The organism is Sulfurimonas sp. (assembly GCF_027056685.1).
Taxonomy (GTDB): domain Bacteria; phylum Campylobacterota; class Campylobacteria; order Campylobacterales; family Sulfurimonadaceae; genus Sulfurimonas.
In genome coordinates, this window is the sequence record NZ_JALUKE010000185.1 from 1 (window position 1) to 22,060 (window position 22,060).

22 protein-coding genes are annotated in these 22,060 nt (G+C 34.3%); 16 read left to right on the plus strand and 6 right to left on the minus strand.

All coding sequences use genetic code 11. The features are described 5' to 3' along the window. The 3 genes from purL to MVY38_RS08160 all read right to left on the minus strand — a co-directional run. Positions 1-1,109, minus strand: a 1,109-nt coding sequence (purL, locus tag MVY38_RS08150) for a phosphoribosylformylglycinamidine synthase subunit PurL (protein ID WP_297485108.1), incomplete at its 3' end; no start/stop codon positions are given. A gap of 62 nt (positions 1,110-1,171) precedes the next feature. After that, complete coding sequence (greA, locus tag MVY38_RS08155) at positions 1,172-1,696, minus strand: transcription elongation factor GreA (protein ID WP_297485110.1); 525 nt, start codon at positions 1,694-1,696, stop codon at positions 1,172-1,174. Positions 1,697-1,708: 12 nt separating this feature from the next. Then, positions 1,709-2,035 carry a hypothetical protein gene (locus tag MVY38_RS08160; protein WP_297485112.1) on the minus strand — a complete coding sequence of 109 codons (327 nt, stop codon included), beginning with the start codon at positions 2,033-2,035 and terminating at the stop codon, positions 1,709-1,711. A 135-nt stretch (positions 2,036-2,170) separates the two neighbouring features. On the opposite strand from MVY38_RS08160, the gene MVY38_RS08165 reads away from it, so the two are divergent. The 10 genes from MVY38_RS08165 to MVY38_RS08210 all read left to right on the plus strand — a co-directional run bounded on the left by MVY38_RS08165 (position 2,171) and on the right by MVY38_RS08210 (position 10,957). Then, on the plus strand, positions 2,171-2,971 hold the full coding sequence (locus MVY38_RS08165; protein WP_297485114.1) for an HDOD domain-containing protein: 801 nt from the start codon (positions 2,171-2,173) through the stop codon (positions 2,969-2,971). 13 nt (positions 2,972-2,984) lie between these two features. After that, positions 2,985-4,925 carry a ribonuclease R family protein gene (locus MVY38_RS08170; RefSeq protein ID WP_297485117.1) on the plus strand — a complete coding sequence of 647 codons (1,941 nt, stop codon included), beginning with the start codon at positions 2,985-2,987 and terminating at the stop codon, positions 4,923-4,925. Further along, positions 4,918-5,886: a DNA polymerase III subunit delta gene (gene holA, locus MVY38_RS08175; RefSeq protein ID WP_297485119.1), complete on the plus strand. Its 969-nt coding sequence runs from the start codon at positions 4,918-4,920 to the stop codon at positions 5,884-5,886. The genes MVY38_RS08170 and holA overlap by 8 nt, the downstream gene beginning before the upstream one ends. A 38-nt stretch (positions 5,887-5,924) precedes the next feature. After that, positions 5,925-6,332 (plus strand): Fur family transcriptional regulator, encoded by a 408-nt coding sequence (locus MVY38_RS08180; protein WP_297485121.1) that lies wholly within the window; start codon positions 5,925-5,927, stop codon positions 6,330-6,332. Positions 6,333-6,391: 59 nt separating this feature from the next. Beyond that, the gene (locus tag MVY38_RS08185; protein ID WP_297485123.1) at positions 6,392-7,318 is read left to right on the plus strand and encodes a ribose-phosphate pyrophosphokinase; all 927 of its coding nucleotides are present in this window, start codon (positions 6,392-6,394) and stop codon (positions 7,316-7,318) included. 29 nt (positions 7,319-7,347) lie between these two features. Continuing rightward, positions 7,348-9,144, plus strand: a complete 1,797-nt coding sequence (gene lepA, locus MVY38_RS08190; RefSeq protein WP_297485125.1) for a translation elongation factor 4 — start codon at positions 7,348-7,350, stop codon at positions 9,142-9,144. A 12-nt stretch (positions 9,145-9,156) separates the two neighbouring features. Further along, complete coding sequence (locus MVY38_RS08195) at positions 9,157-9,735, plus strand: ComF family protein (protein ID WP_297485127.1); 579 nt, start codon at positions 9,157-9,159, stop codon at positions 9,733-9,735. A 116-nt stretch (positions 9,736-9,851) separates the two neighbouring features. Beyond that, positions 9,852-10,259: a YiiD C-terminal domain-containing protein gene (locus tag MVY38_RS08200; RefSeq protein ID WP_297485129.1), complete on the plus strand. Its 408-nt coding sequence runs from the start codon at positions 9,852-9,854 to the stop codon at positions 10,257-10,259. A gap of 117 nt (positions 10,260-10,376) precedes the next feature. Beyond that, the gene (locus tag MVY38_RS08205; RefSeq protein WP_297485131.1) at positions 10,377-10,637 is read left to right on the plus strand and encodes an AbrB/MazE/SpoVT family DNA-binding domain-containing protein; all 261 of its coding nucleotides are present in this window, start codon (positions 10,377-10,379) and stop codon (positions 10,635-10,637) included. Then, positions 10,631-10,957, plus strand: a complete 327-nt coding sequence (locus MVY38_RS08210) for a type II toxin-antitoxin system PemK/MazF family toxin (RefSeq protein WP_297485133.1) — start codon at positions 10,631-10,633, stop codon at positions 10,955-10,957. The genes MVY38_RS08205 and MVY38_RS08210 overlap by 7 nt, the downstream gene beginning before the upstream one ends. A 13-nt stretch (positions 10,958-10,970) precedes the next feature. On the opposite strand, the gene MVY38_RS08215 is transcribed toward MVY38_RS08210, so the two are convergent. Beyond that, positions 10,971-13,016: a hypothetical protein gene (locus tag MVY38_RS08215; protein WP_297485135.1), complete on the minus strand. Its 2,046-nt coding sequence runs from the start codon at positions 13,014-13,016 to the stop codon at positions 10,971-10,973. A 147-nt stretch (positions 13,017-13,163) separates the two neighbouring features. On the opposite strand from MVY38_RS08215, the gene grpE reads away from it, so the two are divergent. Beyond that, entirely contained in the window at positions 13,164-13,766 is a 603-nt protein-coding gene (gene grpE, locus MVY38_RS08220; protein ID WP_297485137.1) for a nucleotide exchange factor GrpE, read from the plus strand. A 238-nt stretch (positions 13,767-14,004) separates the two neighbouring features. Continuing rightward, positions 14,005-15,894, plus strand: coding sequence for a molecular chaperone DnaK (gene dnaK / locus MVY38_RS08225; protein ID WP_297485139.1), 1,890 nt, complete (start codon positions 14,005-14,007; stop codon positions 15,892-15,894). A gap of 45 nt (positions 15,895-15,939) precedes the next feature. Here dnaK and MVY38_RS08230 read toward each other — a convergent pair whose 3' ends face one another. After that, the gene (locus MVY38_RS08230; RefSeq protein ID WP_297485141.1) at positions 15,940-17,514 is read right to left on the minus strand and encodes an oleate hydratase; all 1,575 of its coding nucleotides are present in this window, start codon (positions 17,512-17,514) and stop codon (positions 15,940-15,942) included. 26 nt (positions 17,515-17,540) lie between these two features. Continuing rightward, the gene (locus MVY38_RS08235; RefSeq protein WP_297485143.1) at positions 17,541-18,131 is read right to left on the minus strand and encodes a nitrous oxide reductase accessory protein NosL; all 591 of its coding nucleotides are present in this window, start codon (positions 18,129-18,131) and stop codon (positions 17,541-17,543) included. Between the two features lie 63 nt (positions 18,132-18,194). On the opposite strand from MVY38_RS08235, the gene MVY38_RS08240 reads away from it, so the two are divergent. From MVY38_RS08240 to MVY38_RS08255, 4 genes are all read left to right on the plus strand, one after another. Further along, the gene (locus MVY38_RS08240) at positions 18,195-18,689 is read left to right on the plus strand and encodes a redoxin domain-containing protein (protein ID WP_297485145.1); all 495 of its coding nucleotides are present in this window, start codon (positions 18,195-18,197) and stop codon (positions 18,687-18,689) included. Beyond that, a complete protein-coding gene (locus MVY38_RS08245) occupies positions 18,690-19,592 on the plus strand; it encodes a VWA domain-containing protein (RefSeq protein WP_297485147.1) in 903 nt (300 codons plus the stop codon). Continuing rightward, positions 19,593-21,134, plus strand: a complete 1,542-nt coding sequence (locus MVY38_RS08250; protein ID WP_297485149.1) for a VWA domain-containing protein — start codon at positions 19,593-19,595, stop codon at positions 21,132-21,134. After that, positions 21,115-22,060, plus strand: a 946-nt coding sequence (locus tag MVY38_RS08255) for a hypothetical protein (protein ID WP_297485151.1), incomplete at its 3' end; no start/stop codon positions are given. The genes MVY38_RS08250 and MVY38_RS08255, both read left to right, overlap by 20 nt.

A 22,060-nucleotide genomic window follows, 5' to 3' on the forward strand; every position in this document is an offset into this window, starting at 1 on the left:
ACTGGAACTTCAGCACACTTCTCTCCATGCCAGAAAAGTTCCATATTTCCTGTATTTGTCACTTCACCAACAACAGCAGCATCCAAATCCCATTTTTCAAAGATTTTAATAATCTCCTCTTCACTTCCTTTTTTCGCACAAAGAAGCATACGCTCTTGAGATTCACTAAGCATAAAGTCATACGGAGTCATTCCCTCTTCACGAGCAGGAACTTTATCAAGATGCATTATCATTCCACTTCCAGAACGACCAGCCATCTCAAACGCAGAAGATGTAAGCCCAGCAGCACCCATATCTTGAATACCAATTACATGATCAGTTTTAAAAAGTTCTAAACACGCTTCAAGAAGTAGTTTTTCAGTAAATGGGTCACCAACTTGTACAGTCGGACGAAGTGATTTTGACTCTTCTGTAAAACTATCAGAACTCATCACAGCTCCACCTAGACCATCACGACCTGTTTTTGCACCAACATACATTACAGGATTTCCAGTTCCCTCAGCCTTACCATAGAAAATCTCATCACTTTTTGCAATACCAAGAGTAAAAGCATTGACTAAAATATTTCCATTGTAACACTCATCAAAACTTGTTTCACCACCAATAGTCGGTACACCCATACAGTTACCATATCCACCGATTCCCTCAGTGACACCACGGACAAGGTAGCGTTGGTGTTTAGAGATATCATCTTTATTTAACACATTACCAAAACGCAAAGCATTAAGGTTTGCAACAGGACGCGCACCCATTGTAAATACATCACGCATAATTCCACCAACGCCAGTAGCTGCACCTTGGTATGGTTCAATAAAACTTGGATGATTATGTGACTCCATTTTAAATACAGCGGCATAGCCATCGCCAATATCAATAACACCTGCATTTTCACCTGGTCCTTGAATAACCCATGGTGCGCTGACAGGAAAGCCTTTTAAATGAATTTTTGAAGATTTGTATGAGCAGTGTTCACTCCACATAGCTGAGAAAATCCCCAGCTCCACTAAATTTGGTTCACGCTTTAAAATCTCTTTCATATGCGTATAATCTTCTTGTGAAAGTTTATGGTTTGCTAATTGTGTCTCTATATCTGGAAGTTGTTGGCTCACGAGGAAATCCTAAAATTTGGTTTTTAAAGAGGGATTATATCAAAAGCTTAGTAAAAGTTGTTTTAATGGAAGGAAAAATCTGCTTTTGTTCGTATATTTTTCTTTAATGAAAAGATATTTTTATACGAAATTTTTTCAATTTCATACTCTTTGACTGCGTTTGGAAGTTTTATTTTTACCTCATCATTCACTGTTTTTCCTATTAAAGCTTTTGCAATAGGAGAATGAATGGAGATAAGGTGATTTTCTGGTTCACTCTCTAAAACACCACAGATGGTGTAAACTTCTTCTTCCTCACTGTCGAAGTTTAACAGAGTAACGGTACTACCAAAAGAGACACGCTTATGTTCATAGAGAGAAGGATCAATTATTTTGGATTTTTGTATCATTTTATTCAAATAAAAAAGCCGCTTGTCAATGAAACGCAGCTTCTCTTTTGCCGCCTGGTAGTCTGCATTTTCACTTCTATCCCCCAGTGCCGCAGCTACAAGCTTTTCATGAGCAACCTTAGGCTTCTCAACTTCAAGAAGATACTTGAACTCTTCTATTAAAATATCATAACCCTCGACGCTCATTGGCTCTACCATTACGCTAACACCCTACTGTTCATATCCTAGAATATAATAGGTCTCTTTACTTGGTAGTTTTTCTACCTGTATTTTGAATTTTTCACTAAAATGTTTAATTTTTTCATGTGCTTCTTGTGCTAGTTCAGGAGTCGGCGATTCTATTTTGATTTTAAAGTAATCTTTTGAATTTGAAAGTGCAACATAAGCATTTTCTACTTTTAAATGGTCATTTAAGTCCATTATGTGTTTATCAATTTTTTCATATCCTGCTGTATTGCTTTTTATTTTATCCAACTGTTCAACCAAAGCTTCATTTGGTGTGTATCCTAACTGAACTAACATTGCTGTATCTTGCATATATCTATCCTTATAAATTTTATATAAATAATAATACCAATTTTTTGTAAATATTCAGAATGTATTTATCTATAGAGACTATAATTACGAAATAATCATGATTTTTAATCATTACTACAACCAAAAGAGGGATATATGACTGAAGAAATACTTAAAAAGATAAAACAACTTCCACCACTTCCAGAGTCTGCTATGCAGATAGAAGAGGTTTACAAAGATCCTGACAGTACTTTTAATGATATGGCAAAGATTTTAGAGAAAGATCCACTTTTAACTGCTGATATTTTAAAAGCTGCGAACTCTCCACTCTATGGTTTTTCTCGTGAAATTAATGCAATTAGCCAAGCTGTTGGTCTTTTTGGAATGGGTACCGTACGCGGATTTGCACTTGCAAGTATTGTAAAAAAATGTTTTTCGCTTGATTTATCTCCATATGGAATCACAAATGAGATGTTTTCTGACCTTTCAAAAAAACAACATGCACTTATGACTACATGGTGTTTAAGAAAAGAGAACCGTTACCTTGGTGTTTTATCACCTGCTGCGTTTCTTGTAGAGATTGGTAAAGTACTTATTGCACAACAAGTGATGGCAGATGGAAAAACAGAAGAGTTCCGTAACGCATTCAAAGAGCTTCAAGATGTTGAAGCAGCTGAGAGAAAAATCATAGGTGTAGACACACCAGAAGTAAGTGCCACTATCTTCAAACAATGGAAATTTGAGAGCAGCCTTGTAGATGTCATAGGAAATTGTCAAAACCCTGACCTTGCGACAGACGAAGACAAAAGACCTGCTCGTATCCTCCATGTTGTTCGTGTAGCTGTTCCAATTAATGGAAAAGTTACAGATGCTAGTATCAAAGCAGCAAAAGAGTTAATAGAAAAATATGAACTAGATATGGAAAGCTTTGATACTGCAATAGAACATATAAAATAGAGATACGAAACAATTGAAATCTCTACTTATAAGACTCACTCATGGTTTGAGTGAGCAAGATATTAGCGTAGAAGAACGCCCATTCATCAAAGAGTGGCTTGCAAAAAAATACATCACCCATAAACATGTCATATACCAATTTAACTCAAAATACCGTGCTGGTGTTTTGGGACTCGTACAAAAAGGGACTGCCTATCTGCATGTCATTGGCGAAAATGTAAAGGATCTTTTTATTGCTGAGGGTGACTTAGGTGTTGCTACTGAGGGTGATTTGGTAATCGCTAAGCGTCTGCTTGGAAAAAGAGGCACACCGAGTGCAAAAATTGCTGAAATTGTAGGGCGAGAGCAGACTTATAGTGTTGCTTGCATTATAGAAAAAGAGCAACGCCGTTCTTTAGTGGAACTAAAAACGCACTACCCTATTGGTGCAGAGATGACTCCTGAAGCACTACAAGAGTATGAAATTGGAGACCTTTTTAAGATTGACAATTTAGAAAATAGCATCCTAGAAAAAATCGGCAATATAGAAGATCCAAAAGTAGATGAAAAAATCGTGCTTGCACAATTTAATAAACACGATACATTTGATGAAGAAACGCTTAAAATTGCCCGCTCTTTTAAAGAGGTAGATGCTAGTAAATACTCTAAACGCAGAGATTTACGCGACCTTACTTTTTGTACAATTGACCCTGTTACTGCAAAAGATTTTGATGATGCAATTTACTGGGATGATAAGAATACAACGCTTTATGTCGCCATTGCAGATGTAAGCGAATATGTCAAACCCTTTGGTGCTTTAGACAATGAGGCAATTTTTAGAAGTTTTTCTATCTATCTGCCACATAAGTCTATTCCAATGTTGCCAAGAGAGCTCAGCGAGACACTCTGCTCTTTACAACCTCATGTAGACAGACTTGCTTATGTTTTTGAAATAAAACTCAACCCTCACTCTCTTGATGTTATTCACTCAGAAGTTTATGAAGCACTGATGCACTCAGACAGACGATTTAATTATGAAGAAATTGACCTCTTTTTTGAAGGGAAATTGCAAGCAAAAACGCCAGAAGAGTCAACAATATTTGAATGGATAACAAAACTAAGAAAAGTTACAGACAGACTCAAAGAGCTGCGTTTAGCAAAGGGCTTTGAGTTTCATTCGACTGAAATTTCAATGGAATTAGATGAAAATACAAATCTTGTTGCAACAACAGTTGCGCAGGAGACACCCTCTCATGGTCTCATAGAAGATTGTATGCTTTTAGCCAATAAAGAGGCTGCAAAACGCTACAAACGAGGGCTTTTCAGAGTTCATGAAGCACCAAGTCAGGCAAAACTCCAAACACTCTACCAAGAGTTGGCTGGTATTGGAATGCATATTGAAATTAAAAACTCTATAAAAGAGACTATTGAAGAGATACAAAAACAGGCTAGAGATATGGGCATTGAGTCAGAAGTTGATACGCTTATTATCCGTTCACAAATGCAGGCAAAATACTCTCCTATAAATATTGGTCATTTTGGACTTGGCTTTGATGAGTATACCCACTTTACCTCTCCAATTAGACGCTACAGTGACCTTATTGTCCATCGTCTTTTAAAAGCTATAAATGCAGGAGATAAAGAGGAACAAACTTATGTGCTTAGAAATATAGAATCTCTCAGTATGGAAATAAGTGAAAAAGAACGAGAAGCAAGCATAATAGAATCTGAATATAAAGCACGAAAATATGCACGATGGGCAGCACAGAACCTCCATAAAGAGTTTAAAGCCAGAGTAACTGCCACAGACCCTGAGCTAAGAGCAGAATTGCACGATGAAATTATTGGTGCACATTTACATTTTCTAAATGGTGCAGATGTTTCACTCTTTGAAGATATTATGATTCGTATTGACAAGGTAGACATCTATAAAGCTCGAATTTTTGCTAGTGTTGTGGGAAAAATGGATGTATAAAAACGAGTTTGATAAATATATTGCTAGTAAAAAGCTTTCAAACTCTTTTGTATTTTTTGGCGAGAGTCCATTTTTAATAGATATGTACACAAGAATGCTTAGTAATATTGATGATGCAAACATTCTGAGTTACTACCATGATGAGTATGATTTCAACTCAGCAAAAGCACATCTTTCACAAGGTTCTCTCTTTGGTGATAGAAATATACTCATCATTAAAAGTGAAAAAAAAATTCCTAAAAAAGAGCTCGATACTCTTTTAGGATTATGTGAAAAAAATCCCGATAATATTTTTATATATGCCTATTATGGCAGTGACCATAAGACATATAACAATAAAAAAACATTTGCAAAGACAAAAGCGATGAGTGTCCGTTTTTTCCATCCAAAAGAGTATGAAGCACAAAATATTATTTTAAATGTAGCTCAAGAGAAAAATGTCAAAATTGACAAATACACCATCTCGCACCTGCTTAAAATTCACAATGGCGATGTTGCACTTGCAGCAAATGAGATAGAAAAATTTCGCGTTTATGATAGAGAAATCACAACAAAAGATGTTGATACCCTTGTATATGGTTTAGCAGAGGTAAATCTTGATGCGTTTATTCAAAAGCTCTTTGCAAAAAAAGATTATAGAGATGATCTGCAAAGCATTTTAGAGCATGGAGAAGATGAAATACGAATAGTGAGCGCAATTACAGCCTACATTACCCAACTCTATATGTTTAACATCTACATTCGTGTTAATGGTGCACCTAATGCCATAGAAATTTTAGGCTATAGAGCTCCTAATTTTGTGATAGAACAAAAAGCGGCAATGGCACTCAAAGTAAAACCAGAAGTCTATTTTAAACTCCACGAGTTACTTCTGTTAAATGAACTAAAAATGAAAAGTTCTCATATAGATAAAGGTGCTATTTTATTTTCTACCTTAATAAAATTACAAAAACTCATTTAAAAAACAAATTTTAAAGATTTTCATTGTATACTTCCATCATGAATAATTATAGTAATGCACTTAGAGAACACCATTTAAAAGCAACACCACAAAGACTAGAGATTGCCAATGCTTTGGCTTATTATGGACATGTAAATATAGATAATCTCTATGAGATAATGCTCAAAAAATTTAACTCTATCTCCTTGGCAACAATTTATAAAAACATTAATATTATGCTTGAGAACTCTTTTATACAAGAGGTTAAAATTCCTCATGAAAAATCAGTCTATGAACTTTCAAAAGAAGCACACTCTCATCTAGTTTGTAACAAATGTGGGGAAATAGAAGACATCTCTATTGATTTATCACAAGTATCAAACGCAGCCGCAACAAACACACATTTCAAAATCGATAAAATAGACCTTGTATTTTCAGGAGTTTGTCAAAAGTGTCAAACTCTTTAACCTACACTCAGAACACTTCTAGTATAATGGCGTATTAATTTTTCCAAGAAGGAATCGTGATGCGTGGATATAAAATTTTTGCTGGTTCAGCAAGTGTTGAGTTTGCAAAAGAGGTTTGTAGTCTTTTAGATGTGCCGCTAGCAAAAGCGGATGTAAAAAAGTTTAGTGATGGTGAGATTTCAGTACAAATTGCGGAGAGTGTTCGTGGTCGTGATGTGTTTATAGTTCAGTCAACGGGTGCTCCTTCAAATGACAACCTTATGGAACTGCTCATTATGACAGATGCATTGAAGCGTTCATCTGCTTCAAGTATTACAGCTGTTGTGCCATACTATGGATATGCAAGACAAGATAGAAAAGCTGCTCCTCGTGTACCTATTACAGCAAAACTTGTGGCAAATTTATATGAGACTGCAGGTATCGATAGAGTTGTTACCATAGATCTTCATGCTGGTCAAATTCAAGGTTTTTTTGATATTCCTGTTGACAATCTTTATGGCTCTGTAACATTTGAGCAATACATCAAAAGTAAAAACTTGAAAAATCCAATTATTGCTTCACCAGATATTGGTGGTGTTGCGCGTGCTAGATACTTTGCAAAACGCATGGGCTTAGATATGGTTATAGTTGATAAACGCCGTGAAAAAGCAAATGAAAGTGAAGTAATGGGCATCATCGGTGATGTTGAAGGGTATGATGTCATTATGATAGATGATATGGTTGATACTGCTGGAACTATGGTAAAAGCGGCAACTGCACTCAAGAACAAAGGTGCTACTTCTGTTATGGCATGTGCGACGCATGGTGTTTTGAGTGGAAAAGCGTATGAGAACCTTGACAAAGGTGAACTAGATGAGCTCATCATTACAAATACTTTAGTAACAAAAGAGCATAAAAATATTAAAGTCTTAACTGTTGCACCACTTTTTGCTGAAGTAATCCGTAGAGTGTATCATAATGAAAGTGTTAATTCACTTTTTATGTAATTAAAAATATTTTGTAAGTTAGGAAAATAATGCCCTTAAAAAACATAAGAAACTTCTCTATCATTGCTCATATTGACCATGGAAAAAGCACGCTTGCCGATAGAATTATTCAAGAGTGTGGCTCGGTAACTGAACGCGAGATGAGTTCACAAATGATGGATACAATGGATATTGAGCAAGAGCGTGGTATCACCATTAAAGCACAAAGTGTGCGGCTTGACTATGTCAAAGATGGAGAGCATTATGTTTTAAACCTTATCGACACTCCGGGTCATGTTGATTTTTCTTATGAAGTGAGTAAATCTCTTGCTTCAAGTGATGGGGCACTCCTTATTGTTGATGCTGCACAAGGTGTTGAAGCGCAGACTATTGCCAATGTTTACCTTGCACTTGACAATGACCTTGAGCTCATTCCTGTTATAAACAAAATCGACCTTCCTGCGGCCGACCCAGATAAAGTGGCAGAAGAGATTGAGACAAGTATTGGCATAGATGCTACAGATGCTATTTTAGTATCTGCCAAAACAGGTGTAGGCATACATGAGCTTATAGATGCCATCGTTGAGAGAGTACCTGCTCCAGTTGGAGATCCTGATGCTCCTACAAAAGCCATTATTTATGACTCATGGTTTGATCAGTATCTCGGTGCATTAGCACTTGTTCGTGTCTTTGATGGTGAAATAAAGAAAAATCAGATTATTAAACTTATGAGTAATGGTGAAGAGCATCAAGTGCTTGATTTAATGTATCCGCACCCTATTAAAAAGCTCAAAACAAACACTATTAAAAGTGGTGAAATTGGCATTGTTGTTCTTGGTCTTAAAGAGGTAAGTGTTGTCAATGTAGGTGATACTGTCACGGACGCTAAAAATCCAACTGCTGAGGCTGTTGGAGATTATGAACCTGCAAAACCTTTTGTATTTGCAGGTCTTTACCCAATAGATACTGATAAATTTGAAGATTTAAGAGATGCATTAGATAAACTCAAACTCAATGACTCTTCTCTCTCTTATGAGCCAGAGACTTCTGTAGCACTTGGATTTGGATTTCGTGTCGGATTTTTGGGAATGCTGCACATGGAGGTCATCAAAGAGAGACTTGAGCGTGAGTTTGGACTTGATTTGATTGCTACTGCACCATCTGTTGTCTATCATGTATATCTCACTAATGGAGATTTAGTCACTGTACAAAATCCGTCAGAACTTCCAGAGGTAAACCACATTGACCGTATTGAAGAGCCTTATGTAAAAGCGACAGTCATTACACCAAGTGAGTATCTTGGAAATATTATGAATCTGCTTATATCTAAACGCGGTATTCAAAATAAAATGACCTACCTCAATGAAGAGCGTGTTATGCTTGAGTATGAGATACCAATGAATGAAATTGTCATTGATTTTTATGACACACTTAAGTCCATCTCAAAAGGATATGCCTCTTTTGATTATGAACCAACAACCTTTAAAGCAGGTGACCTTGTAAAACTTGATATAAAAATTACAGGCGAAGTTGTGGATGCACTTAGCGTCATTGTTCCTCGTACATCTGCACTCTCTCGTGGTCGTGCACTTGTAAAAAATATGAAAGAACTCATTCCTCGTCAACTCTTTGAAGTTGCTGTACAAGCATCACTTGGCAATCAGGTCATTGCCCGTGAGACTGTAAAAAGTATGGGAAAAAATGTTACTGCGAAATGTTATGGTGGCGACATTACTCGTAAACGCAAGCTTTTAGAGAAACAAAAAGCAGGAAAAAAACGAATGAAGTCCATAGGAAAAGTACAACTTCCTCAAGAGGCATTTATGTCTGTACTGAAAATGGACTAAGTAAACGCAGCTATGAAATGCATATTGTGTGAGAAATACTCTCTTACACATATATGCAAAGATTGTCAAACAAATTTTCTTACTCCTTCTATTTACAAACGCACACTTTCAAATGGCATCACCGTCATCTCTTTTTACAGATATAGCGAAAACAAAGAGCTTCTTTTTACAAAACACACCGACATCGGATTTTATGTATACAATATTTTAGCCAAACTGAGTTTTGAGAAATTTGCGCAGGAGTTTCATACAAAAGAGAAATATGTAAGCATTGCTATTGATGATAACCCAAGAAGTGGCTACTCACACACTGCCATCTTAAACCATACACTTAAAAGCTACAACATTATGCCACTACACAACAAACTAAGAGCACAAAGTAGCATCTCCTACTCAGGAAAGACAAGAGCCTTTAGAGAGCAAAATCCTCGAAATTTCCATCTAAAAAACTTCAAAAATAAAAATGTCATTTTAGTAGATGACATCATCACAACAGGAACAACCCTTCGTGAAGCAATCAAGATTTTAGAAGAAAAAGAGAAAGAGGTAGCCTTTTGTTTAACGCTTTGTGATGTAAGTATCAGTGTGTAAATGGCGATAACAAGTACAAAACATACATTTTATTTTAAGAATGATATTGCAAATAATTCAGCTTTATAGAATATAATAGTTGTAAATCAAAAGTTATTTAAAAAAGGAATATAAACTTGAAAGCAACAGACATCCCATTTGTTAAACACATAGGAATTGAAGAACAAAATAATGAATTATCATTAAATTTTAAAAATGATGTATTAAACCATATCAAAACAATTCATGCAAGTGCTCAATTTACATTAGCAGAAACACAAAGTGGAATTCATCTTCAAAATCTCTTTCCAGAGCTTGAAGGAAAAGTTTTACCTGTTTTAAGAGATGCTCAGATTAAATACAAAAAACCTGCTCAAGAGAAGATTATTGCTTTCTCATCAACAGACGAAGAAGCTGTTGTAAAATTCAAATCACAATTTGAAAAAAAAGGCAGAGGCTCACTTCAAATTGAAGTTAAAATAAAAGATATTAATGATATTTTAACTTGTCAAGCTACTTTTACTTGGTTTATTCAAACACTCTAAAGAGCCACTTGCAAATTCAAACCTTCACAAGCTGTTAATTTTTCTTAATACAAATTAATATCTAATGAAATTGACTTATATATGTAATTACAATATAATTACACAAAGGAGCTCATAATGACAACACTTATTAAAATTGGAAACTCACAGGGCATTAGAATTCCTAAGCCTTTAATCGAACAAGCTCACCTTGAAGATGTCAATTTAGAACTAGAAGTACTAGAGAATGGTTTGCTAATTAAACCTGTTAATAATATATCAAGAGAAACATGGAAAGAAAATATTAAAAAAGTAATAATCGAAAATAAAGGTCTACAAGATGAAGCACTTTTAGAAGACTTTTTAAATGATAATGATTTAGAAGATTGGCAATGGTAGTTGATATTAAAAGGTTTGAAATTCACTTAGTCAAATTAAACCCAACTGTCGGCTCTGAAATTCAAAAAACAAGACCTTGCATAGTAATTTCACCAAATGAAATGAATGTTTTAAAGACTGTTATTGTTGCACCAATGACATCTAAAGGTTTTAATTTTGTATTTAGACCAAAAATAAAATTTGAAAAAAAAGATGGCTTAGTATTATTAGACCAAATTAGAACAGTTGATAAAACAAGACTTGTAAAGAAATTAGGAGATGTAGATAAAAGAACATCTCAAAATATTTCTAAAATACTTATTAAAATGTTTGAACTCTAATTAAGAGACAATACTAAAAAAGTCCCTTAAGTAGCTGATTTGCTGCTTTTTGTAGCTCCTTTGTTCCTTTTTTATCCATGTATTTTTTAGCCTCTTTTTGGAGTGCTTTTGTTGCTTCTTTTTCTATAAGCTTGTTTGCATCAATCCCAACTTTTGGAGATTTGATATCTCCTTTGAGGGTAATTGTAAGCGGGTTATGATTTGCTATTATATCAAGCTTAGAGTTGATTTTTTGTGTTAAAGTATTGAGCTTTGTATCTGTTGTTTTAATGGATGATGTATTTGAACGCAAGTCAAACGCAGCGATTATGTGTTCTTTGTTAAGATCTGCGTTTACATCACCTTTAAATTTTTGTACATACATATTTATATGCGCATACTGTTTTATTAAGTCAAGTGCTTTGTTTTTTGTAAAAGTTCCATGGCTCAAAAATCCTGAAAGTTTTCCTTTTGATTTTGCAAGATTATAATCCAAATCTGCATCAAGAGAAGCTTTAAAAATTTTAGGATAGATAAGCATATCTAAAATATCCAAAGTTTTTAAAGAGTTTAAATCTGCATGAAAGTCATCGTTATGAAGCTTAGCATCAAGCTTTCCACCTGCAATATTTGAATGTGCTGTAAAATCTAAATCTTTGGCTTTTTTCAGTTCACCATTAGCAACTAAACCACCTTTTAAATGACGCTCAGTTACAAAGTAAAGTCTGTTTAAGTCACTAATTTTTACTGTATAGTCACTATTTATAGAAGCATCTTTCATATTGAAACGGGCTTTTTTCACATTCAAATCTGCAAGTGTTGAAAAGAAGTTTACTTTTGTATCTATCATGTTTTTATTGAGTGTTGTGTATGTTTTTGCACTAAACGCAGTCGTTGGCATTTGTGAACTAAATTTATATGCTTTTGTAAGGTATCTAGCATCAAGCAGACCTTTTGTAATCTCTGTATTGACATTTCCTTTGAGATTTTTCATATCTGCATTTGGAATATCTACCTGCATATCAAACAGTGCATCTGCATAGTGAGGCTGTTTTATCATATAAAGTAGTTTTTGCAGTTTTAATCCAACTACATTTGCTTTGATGCTTTTTGGAGCAAAATTTTCTAAAATAGCTTTAAAAGTGGTATTTGAACTCGCTAAATCAGTTTTACCTGTAATACTCATTTTCTCTTTAGATCCTTTTACATCTCCATCTAAACGCAGCGAACCTCTAACATCTGCTCCTGTTATTGGTTTAAGCAGAGCCAACTCTTTTACATTTACCTTATAATTAAGATTAACTTTTAATGGTTGAGGAACAACATCTCCTGCAGAGCTTATTTTTGCCAAATTAGACTTTAAAAGATATTTATAGCCAACGCTATCACCTTTTAATACCGCTCCAAGATTCATACTAAACGCAGTCCGCGGAGTGTTGATGTTGAAATCTCTCTTCATAACCTTAGAGTTGAGCAGACCATCCCTCGTAATAAGTTCAATATTTCCATCAAGTTTATGTGGTGTAATATTTTTAAAATTCACATTCAAGTCAATTTTTGCTTTTGCATACTCTTTTTGATTTACCATATATAAGAGAGATTCTAAATCAGCAGAGTCAATTTTAGCAATAATGGAAGTTGGATTCAAATCAGTTAAAACAATATGATAATTTGTATCACTTCTTGCTACATCACTTTTACCATCAATCTTTATAAGTTTCATATCTCCTTTTGCAATTCCATCTGTATGAAATGAACCTAAAAGTTGCGTTTTTGTTACTGGTTTAAGTGTTTGCAGTTCCTCTAATTTCAAATTGTATTTCACATGAAAAGATTGTGCAAAAAGAGAATATGTTCCCTCTAAATGGACACTATTGTTTTTATTAAGCAAAAGATTGATTTCAAATTTATCCATACGAACATAAAAAGTCTCCAACTTTGAAGGCAGATGAAGCTGCTTTTGTATTTCTGTTTGAACAAGGGGTTTAATAGTATTGTTTCCAACTGTTGTAAACGCTACTACATATACTAAAAGCACTATTGCTACTATAATTCCTACTAACCATGATATTATTTTCATATCTACTCTCCAACTCTAATTACATAATGATACAAAAATATACTTCATATTCTTTTTAAATTTACAATTAAATTATACTTGATATGAATAGACTCAATTATACTAATCAAATTTTATTAACCATTACTTGACATTGTTACACTCAATATGTATAATACGCTTATCTTACCAAAAAAGGAGCAAGAGAATATTATGTCTAATAAAAATATAGAAAACGAAAATCTTCAAGATAATGAAGAACTTGAAAACTCTAATGCATCCGAGGAAGAGACTCAAACAGAGGCTACTCCAGAAGATGAATTTGAACTTTTAAACAAAGAATTAACAGAGTTAAAAGATAAATATGCGCGTGTTCATGCTGATTTTGATAATATCAAAAAAAGATTAGAGCGTGAAAAATACACAGCAGTTGAATATGCAAATGAAAAATTTGCAAAAGATATGATTCCCGTAGTGGATTCACTTGAAATGGCACTCCAATCTGCAAATGCAGATGCAGAACCACAAGAGCTTATTGAAAAACTTAAAGAAGGTATTGAACTTACTTTAAAACAATTTACAACTGCACTTGAAAAACATGGAGTAACAATGGTATCTCATGAAGAGCCATTTGATCCAAATATTCATAATGCTGTACAAAGTGTAGATAATGATGAAGTAGAGAGTGGAGAGATTGTCCAAACTTTCCAACGCGGTTATAAATACAAGAATAGACCACTTCGTGAAGCTATGGTGGTTGTAGCAAACTAGGATATTTTCAAAATGCAACGTAAGTTGCAAAACTAATTTTTAAAACAGTATATACTTTCACCGTTTTAAAAATAAATATGTATAAAGAATAAATAAAATGAAAGGTGCTGGCACCGTGGGCTTTCTGCCGAAGAAAACTCAGTGTTAGCGTAAGAAGCGGGATTACTCCCGATTCTGTGACCAAAGGGAATGAAAAGGTTCCCTTAAATTTTATAAAATAAAATTAAAGGATAATAAAATGAGCAAAGTAATAGGAATAGATTTAGGAACAACAAACTCATGTGTAGCAGTTTATGAAGGTGGTGAAGCGAAAATCATCCCAAATGCAGAGGGTAAAAATACAACTCCATCAGTAGTTGCGTTTACAGATAAAGGTGAGGTTTTAGTAGGTGATCCTGCAAAAAGACAAGCTATTACAAACCCTGCAAAAACAATCTCATCAGTTAAGAGAATCATGGGTCTTATGATGAATGAAGAGAATGCAAAACTTGCACAAGACAAAGTAACATATAAAATTGTTGATAAAGATGGTATGGCTGCTGTTGATGTTGCAGGAAAAGTATATACTCCTCAAGAAATTTCAGCAAAAATTCTTACAAAACTAAAAGAAGATGCTGAGAGTTATTTAGGTTCTAAAGTTACTGATGCTGTTATTACAGTTCCAGCATACTTTAATGATGCACAAAGAAAAGCAACAAAAGATGCTGGTACTATTGCTGGTCTTAATGTTCTTCGTATTATCAATGAGCCAACTGCATCTGCATTAGCTTATGGACTTGAAAGTAAAAGTGAAGAGAATGTACTTGTATATGACCTTGGTGGGGGAACATTTGATGTTACAACACTTGAAATTTCTGATGGTACATTTGAAGTTCTTTCAACTGATGGTAATGCATTCTTAGGTGGAGATGATTTTGATAATAAAATCGTTGACTGGTTAGCTGAAGAGTTCAAAGGAAGTCATGGTATTGATCTTAAAAATGACAAAATGGCACTCCAAAGACTAAAAGATGCTGCTGAAAATGCTAAAAAAGAGCTTTCAAGTGCAACTGAAACTGAAATTAACTTGCCATTCATTACTATGACAGAAGCAGGACCACAACATTTAGTTGTAAAACTTACTCGTGCTAAATTTGAGGGTATGATTGACTCTCTTGTCGCTGAAACTATGAGTCACATTGATACTGCAATGAAAGATGCAGACCTTAGCAAAGGTGACATCAAAGAGATTATTATGGTTGGTGGTTCTACTCGTGTACCAGTTGTACAAGCAAAAGTATCAGAATACTTTGGTGGCAAAGAGTTAAATAAAAGTGTAAACCCTGATGAAGTTGTTGCAGCTGGTGCAGCTATTCAAGGTGGTGTACTTCGTGGTGATGTAAAAGATGTTCTTTTACTTGATGTTACTCCACTTTCACTTGGAATTGAAACTCTTGGTGGTGTTGCAACGAAAGTAATTGAAAAAGGAACAACAATTCCTGTAAAAAAATCTCAAGTTTTCTCAACTGCTGAAGACAACCAACCTGCAGTAAGCATTAATGTTGTACAAGGTGAAAGAGAGTTCGCAAAAGACAACAAATCTTTAGGTCTTTTTGAACTAACAGACATCCCAGCAGCACCTCGTGGTGTGCCTCAAATTGAGGTTACATTCGACATCGATGCGAATGGTATCTTAACTGTATCTGCACAAGACAAAGGTACAGGTAAAGAGCAAAAAATTACAATCTCTGGATCTTCAGGACTAAGTGAAGAAGAGATCAATAAAATGGTTCAAGATGCTGAAGCACACAAAGCTGAAGATGAAAAACGCAAAGAGCTTGTAGAGCTTAAAAACCAAGCAGATGCACTTATTGCTCAAACTGAGAAATCTATGACTGAGATGGGTGATAAACTTGAAGCTGATGAAAAAGCGAAAATTGAAGCTGCTATTAATGAGTTAAAAGAAGTTCTCAAAGATGAAAATGCTACAAAAGAGCAAATCGAAGAGAAAGTAAAAGCATTAACTGAAGCAAGCCACAAAATGGCTGAGCAAATGTACAAACAAGAACAAGGCGGTGAAGCTGCTGGTTCTGCAGATGCTGCAAAGAAAAAAGATGACGACGATGTTATCGATGCAGAGATAGAGTAATACACTCTATCTCCACCCCCACCCTTCCTTCTCTTATATAATTACTTATCTACTTAAAGCTTTCATAGCTGCTATTAAATATTTTGGATTATGAATGGAGTCATACACTGGTATTACTTCTTTATCAGTATCAAAATGTCCATAAACTGCCATTTGTGCTGTTCGCACAGAGTACTCAACCGTAAAAACACAATCTTTTTCTACCTCAGCAAACTGTCCTAAAAATGCAAAATTTGTAGCACCTTTAGGAATGACATCAGGTCTATCACCAAGTTTTCTAGGCATAAAAAGACTATCTATAAAAGGCATAGCAACAGGAAGACAATTAATTTTACCTGCCTTTGTAATTGGCTGCATCATCTTTTGAATTTTAAGATGATAATAGAGCTCTTCTAAAATTTCCTCTCCATTACACTCTGACATAGTTTTATTGACATAGTTCCCTTTTCTATCTGGATAAAGTGCATAACCCCAAAATATTTTCACACTATCACTCTGATTTGGAAAATGTGGCTGATGAGCAAGAACTATAGACATAAGCCAATTTGAATCTGTCATAGTAACCAAACCACCCGTACCATCAACATTTCCAGTAAAATCTTGCATATAATCATGAAATGTAGCATCTTTAAGAGTTACAGTAAATGAGTACCATTTTTGTAAATCTACATTATCACAAAAAGAGCTTGGATTTCCAAAAATTTCATGTTTTTTAGCTAACTTTTTCCATAACTTCCACGAACCAGACTCCGCTACACCTTTAAGTTTCGGTGCTTCACTCCATGAACCAACATCCGTACTCTCTGTAATTGAACCATTAGTAATAAAGACATAATCATCTTTAGCTAATACTATCTCATCTCCATTTTTAAGATGAATTACTGTTACTGTATACCTATCTGCTGATAAATTGAAGTCAATATCTACAACCTCACTTCCCATTTCAAAATGCACGCCTCTTGCCTCAAGGTATCTACGCAAAGGTCGAATAACAGAGTCATACTGATTGTACTTTGTTCTCATTATGCCTCCAAGTTTATAAAGTCCATCAACAAGGTGTATAAAGCGTTTCATATAACGCCGCATCTCTGCGACCGAACTCCATTTTTGAAAGGCAAACATAGTTGACCAGATATACCAATAGTTTGTATCAAAAAATTCTTGATCAAACCAATCTTCTATGCGTAGATTGTTTAGAGTGATTTCAGGGACAAATGTAAGTTCAACGAGTTTTGCCTGCTCTTTAAAAGAGAGTCCATAAGAGGATAAATCAACTTTTCTTGCATCTTTTAGCAGTCTAGCCTTTGCGTTTGAGACATACTTTTGGCTAAAGGCAAAAGTCTCTTCTTTGACTGAAACTGTTTCATCTTCAAGCGAAGGAATATTTGAGAGTAAATCCCAATAACACTCATAGTGAGCTTCATGCATCCTTCCGCCGCGGACTAAAAAGCCATCTTCTTCATTTCCAGAGCCATCACAAGCACCACCAGCAATATTGTCTTTTTCCAATATATAGATATTCTCGCCCAAAACACCAGTATCTTTTTCTAAATATACAGCACTAGCTAGTGCAGCTATACCGCTTCCTATAAGGTAAACTTTTGAACTGTTTTCTTGCATTTTATCTCCTAAAAATTGAGTTTAAATTACTTGAAATCCTTTTTGGCAAGCTGCCAAGCAGAATAAAAGTCCACTATATCTCCACCATTTTTTGCCTGAAATTTCTTCGCATCTGCTAGCGATTTAAAGGCATACTTACTTACATGACTCATAGTACCATGCTTTTTACTTCCTACCACATAGTATGCCTCTTGAACAGGAATAAATTTTAGTGATGAAACATCAACAACTTTAGGGTTCTGTAGTTCAGCGCCATGGCGTAAGTCATTAGTTAAACAGTGCAGTGAACAGTATTGACGAACGGTACCATTACTATCTGTTGCTGCATGATTTGTTTTATAAAACATCACTAAGTTCATTCCACAGACAGCACAATGCTCTTTTGCTTTGCCCTTTTGCAATAAAGTGGCATCTTTTTTTGCTACAGTTTGAAACATCTGATGTTGTTTTACTTTTACTTTCTTTACCTTCTTTACACTTTTTACCTTTTTTACACTTTTTATCTTCTTTACATTTTTTACCTTTTTTACGCTCTTTTTAACTTGCGGAGTATCTTGTAAAGTTGCACATCCAGAGAGTAAAAATATTGATAATGATATAAATAGGAGTTTTAGCACTTTTTTTCCTTTGTTTTTAGCTATTTTATCAGTTTATTATTACAGAAGTGTTAATCTAAAGATATGAAAAAGATTATACATTATACAAAAGAGATAATATTCATAATTGTAACAGTAACAATTATGACAAATGTAATGAGTCTCTACAAAAGTCAAAGTTTGACGCAGACACCACTTAATATTCACTCCATCAAATTAATTGATGGTTCTGTTTATAAAGTAAGATCAAACAAACCACTTTTAGTTCACTTCTGGGCTACTTGGTGTCCCGTATGTAAATTAGAGGCTTCAAATATTGCTTTTTTATCAAAACATTTTGAAGTATTGACCATAGCCGTTAAATCAGGAGATGATGCAAAAGTTCGTAACTTCTTACAAGAGCATAACTATAATTTCAAAGTTTTTAACGACTCAAACGCAGCACTTGCTTCTAAGTTTCACATCACTGGTTTTCCTACGACTTTTATCTACAATAAAGAGCATAAACTTGCATTTACTGATGTTGGATACAGCTCCACACTTACACTTTATCTTAAAATGTTATGGGCGGGTAGATAATTGCATAATTTTGAATTCCAACATCCCACTGCGTTTATACTTTTAGCACTTATCATTTGTATCTATAAATGTCCCCTAAGTATTAAAAAAATAGTTTTTCCTCATACCTCACTTTTTCGACAACATACAGGCTGGATTAACAAAGAAAAGCTGCTTTATTCTCTGATTTTAAGCCTTTTAGTCACTGCCCTTGCCTCTCCTGCTTCGTATGACTCCAAAAATGCACAGCAGCGTAAAGGTCGTGACCTTGTTTTTGCACTAGATACCAGTGGTTCAATGAATGAAAGCGGCTACTCTTCTAAAGAGAGCGATGCAAGTAAATTTACTATTTTAGAAAATCTTATGAAAAGTTTTGTGCAAAAACGATTTGATGATAATGTCGGTGTAGTTGTCTTTGGTTCGTATGCTTTTAGTCCTGTACCAATTACTTATGATATGCATTCACTCTCTTATATGCTTGATTTTTTAGAGGTTGGCATGGCGGGGAGTTCTACTGCCATAGGCGATGGTCTCGCTCGTTCACTCGATATGCTGCAAAAATCTCATGCAAAAAATAGAGTTATTATACTTGTCACAGATGGGTATCAAAACAGTGGAGAGACAAAAATAAAAAATGCGGTACTAAGAGCAAAAAAACTTCATGTAAAAATATATACAATTGGTCTAGGAAAAAAGAATGAGTATGATAAAAAACTCCTTGAAAAAATAGCAAAAGATACAAAAGGTGTCTCATTTGCTGCAACAAACGCGGATGAATTAAAAGATGTATATAAAGAGTTAAACACGCTTGAACCTAGTGCTATACGCTCTGAACACTATCTCAACAAAGAGGTGCTTTTTACCTATCCTCTCGCATTTGCAATTTTACTTCTTTTATATATGCTTGCAAAAAGGAGAACTTAAATGGCACTTCTTAATGCATGGGTTTTATTTGGACTCATTCCTCTATATCTTATTTTCAAAAAAGAGGTACACCCACATAAACAGAAAAAACTGCTCTATCTCAGCTTAGTTTTTATGTTTTTTGCAATGGCAAGACCAGCCTATGAAAATGCTTATGTGGAGCAAAACTTCAATTCACATGATTATATAATAGCAATCGATGCTTCCTACTCCATGCAGGCACAAGACCTGAAACCCAGCCGATATAAACTTGCAAAATTAGCTATTAAAAAACTCATAAAAGAGCATCCACAAGATAGATTTACACTCTTTGCATTTACATCATCTGCACTACTTATCTCCCCACCAACAACCGATACAGAGATAAGCATGATGGCATTGGATGCATTAAATCCAAAGTATATTCTCACAAAAAGTACCAATCTAAAAAATCTTTTTAAAACAGTAGCAAAACTTCCTATGAAACAAAAAAATCTTATTATATTCAGTGATGGGGGCGATGAACACTCAGTTGCAACTCTTGTAAAAATTGCTAAAAATGCTAGCATTATTCCTTATATTGTTGCTACTGCTACACAAAAAGGAGCGGCACTCAAAAAGGGTACAAAATATATAAAAGACACTCATGACTCCATTGTTATTTCAAGAATAAATCCTATGCTAATTGATTTATCTAATGAAACTGGTGGAAAATACTATGAACTAAGCAGCCTCAATGATATAGAGAAGCTCTCAAGCGATTTACAAACGCAGCAGACAAAAAAAGAGCATATTCAAGTAAAAACCTATAAAGAACTTTTTTATATTCCTCTGTTTATAGCACTTGTTTTATATATATCTTCTGTTACAAGAATTGCACAGAGATTTTTGGTTTTCTTGCCATTATTTCTTTTCATACCAAATCAAAGTAGAGCAAATTTACTAGATTTTCACTATTTAAAAAGTGCAAATCAATACTATAAAGAGCATAAATATAAAAATGCTGCCACTGCGTTTAAAAAGGTTTCACCCTCACCAAAAAGTTACTATAATATAGCTACATCCTACTATAAAGAGGGTGCATATAAAAAAGCAGTGAGTTACTATATGCAAATAAAAAGTAGCGACAAAGAGCTTAAACAAAAACTCTTTTATAACCTTGGAAACTGTGCTGTAAAACTAAAAGAGTATGATAGAGCTAAAAAGTACTATATATATGCGCTTGCATTAGGTGAAGATAAAGACGCGCTTTATAATCTTACGCTGCTTAGAAAGTTACACCTTAAAAGTGCAAAAGATGTCTCAAAAATGCTGCCACAAAATCAGCAAACAGCAAAAAAGAATAGTTCTAAGAAATTCTCAAATAAAAAAAAGAGTAGTGGTAAAAAGGGTTCAAACAGATCAGGAAACAGCCAATCTAATGGCAGCGGAGCGAATAAGAAAACCAAACGAAACAAATCTATAAAAAGCACAAGCAAAAAACAAAAAGGTGCTTATAAATTCACCTATAAAGCTTATGAAAAAATCAACAAAGGATATACAGATGAAAAAGAACCTTGGTAGAGTACTCTTTACACTCATTCTATTTTTTATATCTGCACATGCACAAAATTTAGCCGAATATAAATTATTGGCAAATAAAAAATCTGCTTATGTAAAAGAGGCGATAGTAATCACATTTACAGCCACACAACTCAATCATACAGACAATATGATGTTTTCACTACATCCTAAAAAAAGCAATGATTTTAAAATCATTTTACTCAACAAAAAAATTGATGATAAAGAGCACCATAATTCACATACAGTTTTTACCTACCTTCTTTTTCCTCTTAAAGCAAAAGAGATAGCTGTCAATTTTGACTTTACTATTCGTACAGCAAGTGACAATGCCGTAGCACAAAGCTATGTAGACGACCATGACGGCAGTGTTGGCATCCAAACAAACGACACAAAAATAGCAATTGAACCCCTGCAGATAAAAGTAAAAAAACTAGCAAAAAATGTAGATTTAGTTGGAGATTTCAAACTCAAAAAAAAGTTACAAAACAGTGCGATGAACCAATACGAATCAACAAACATAGTCTATACTTTGAGTGGAACAGGTTATGATAATAAAAATATTCGTCCTATCAAAAAAATAAAAAATGTAACTATATTTTCTGAGATAAATGACATTTATAGCAAACTAACACAAGATGGGTATAAGATAAAAAGAGAATATATTTATGCGTTAAGTGCAAAAGATAACTTTACTATACCAAAAACAACTCTGCAAGCCTACTCTCCAAAAAGAGGAATATACTATACATTAATAATACCAAAACAGATAATTACAGTTACAAAGATAAATACATCTAGCCTTTTAGATAAAGAAGAATCTCCCAAAAATGAACCCTCCATAGACTTTGAAAAGTTCAAACAATTTTTAATTTATTTAATGATTTTTGTAAGTGGTTATATTACGGCATTAAACACACCAAAGAAGA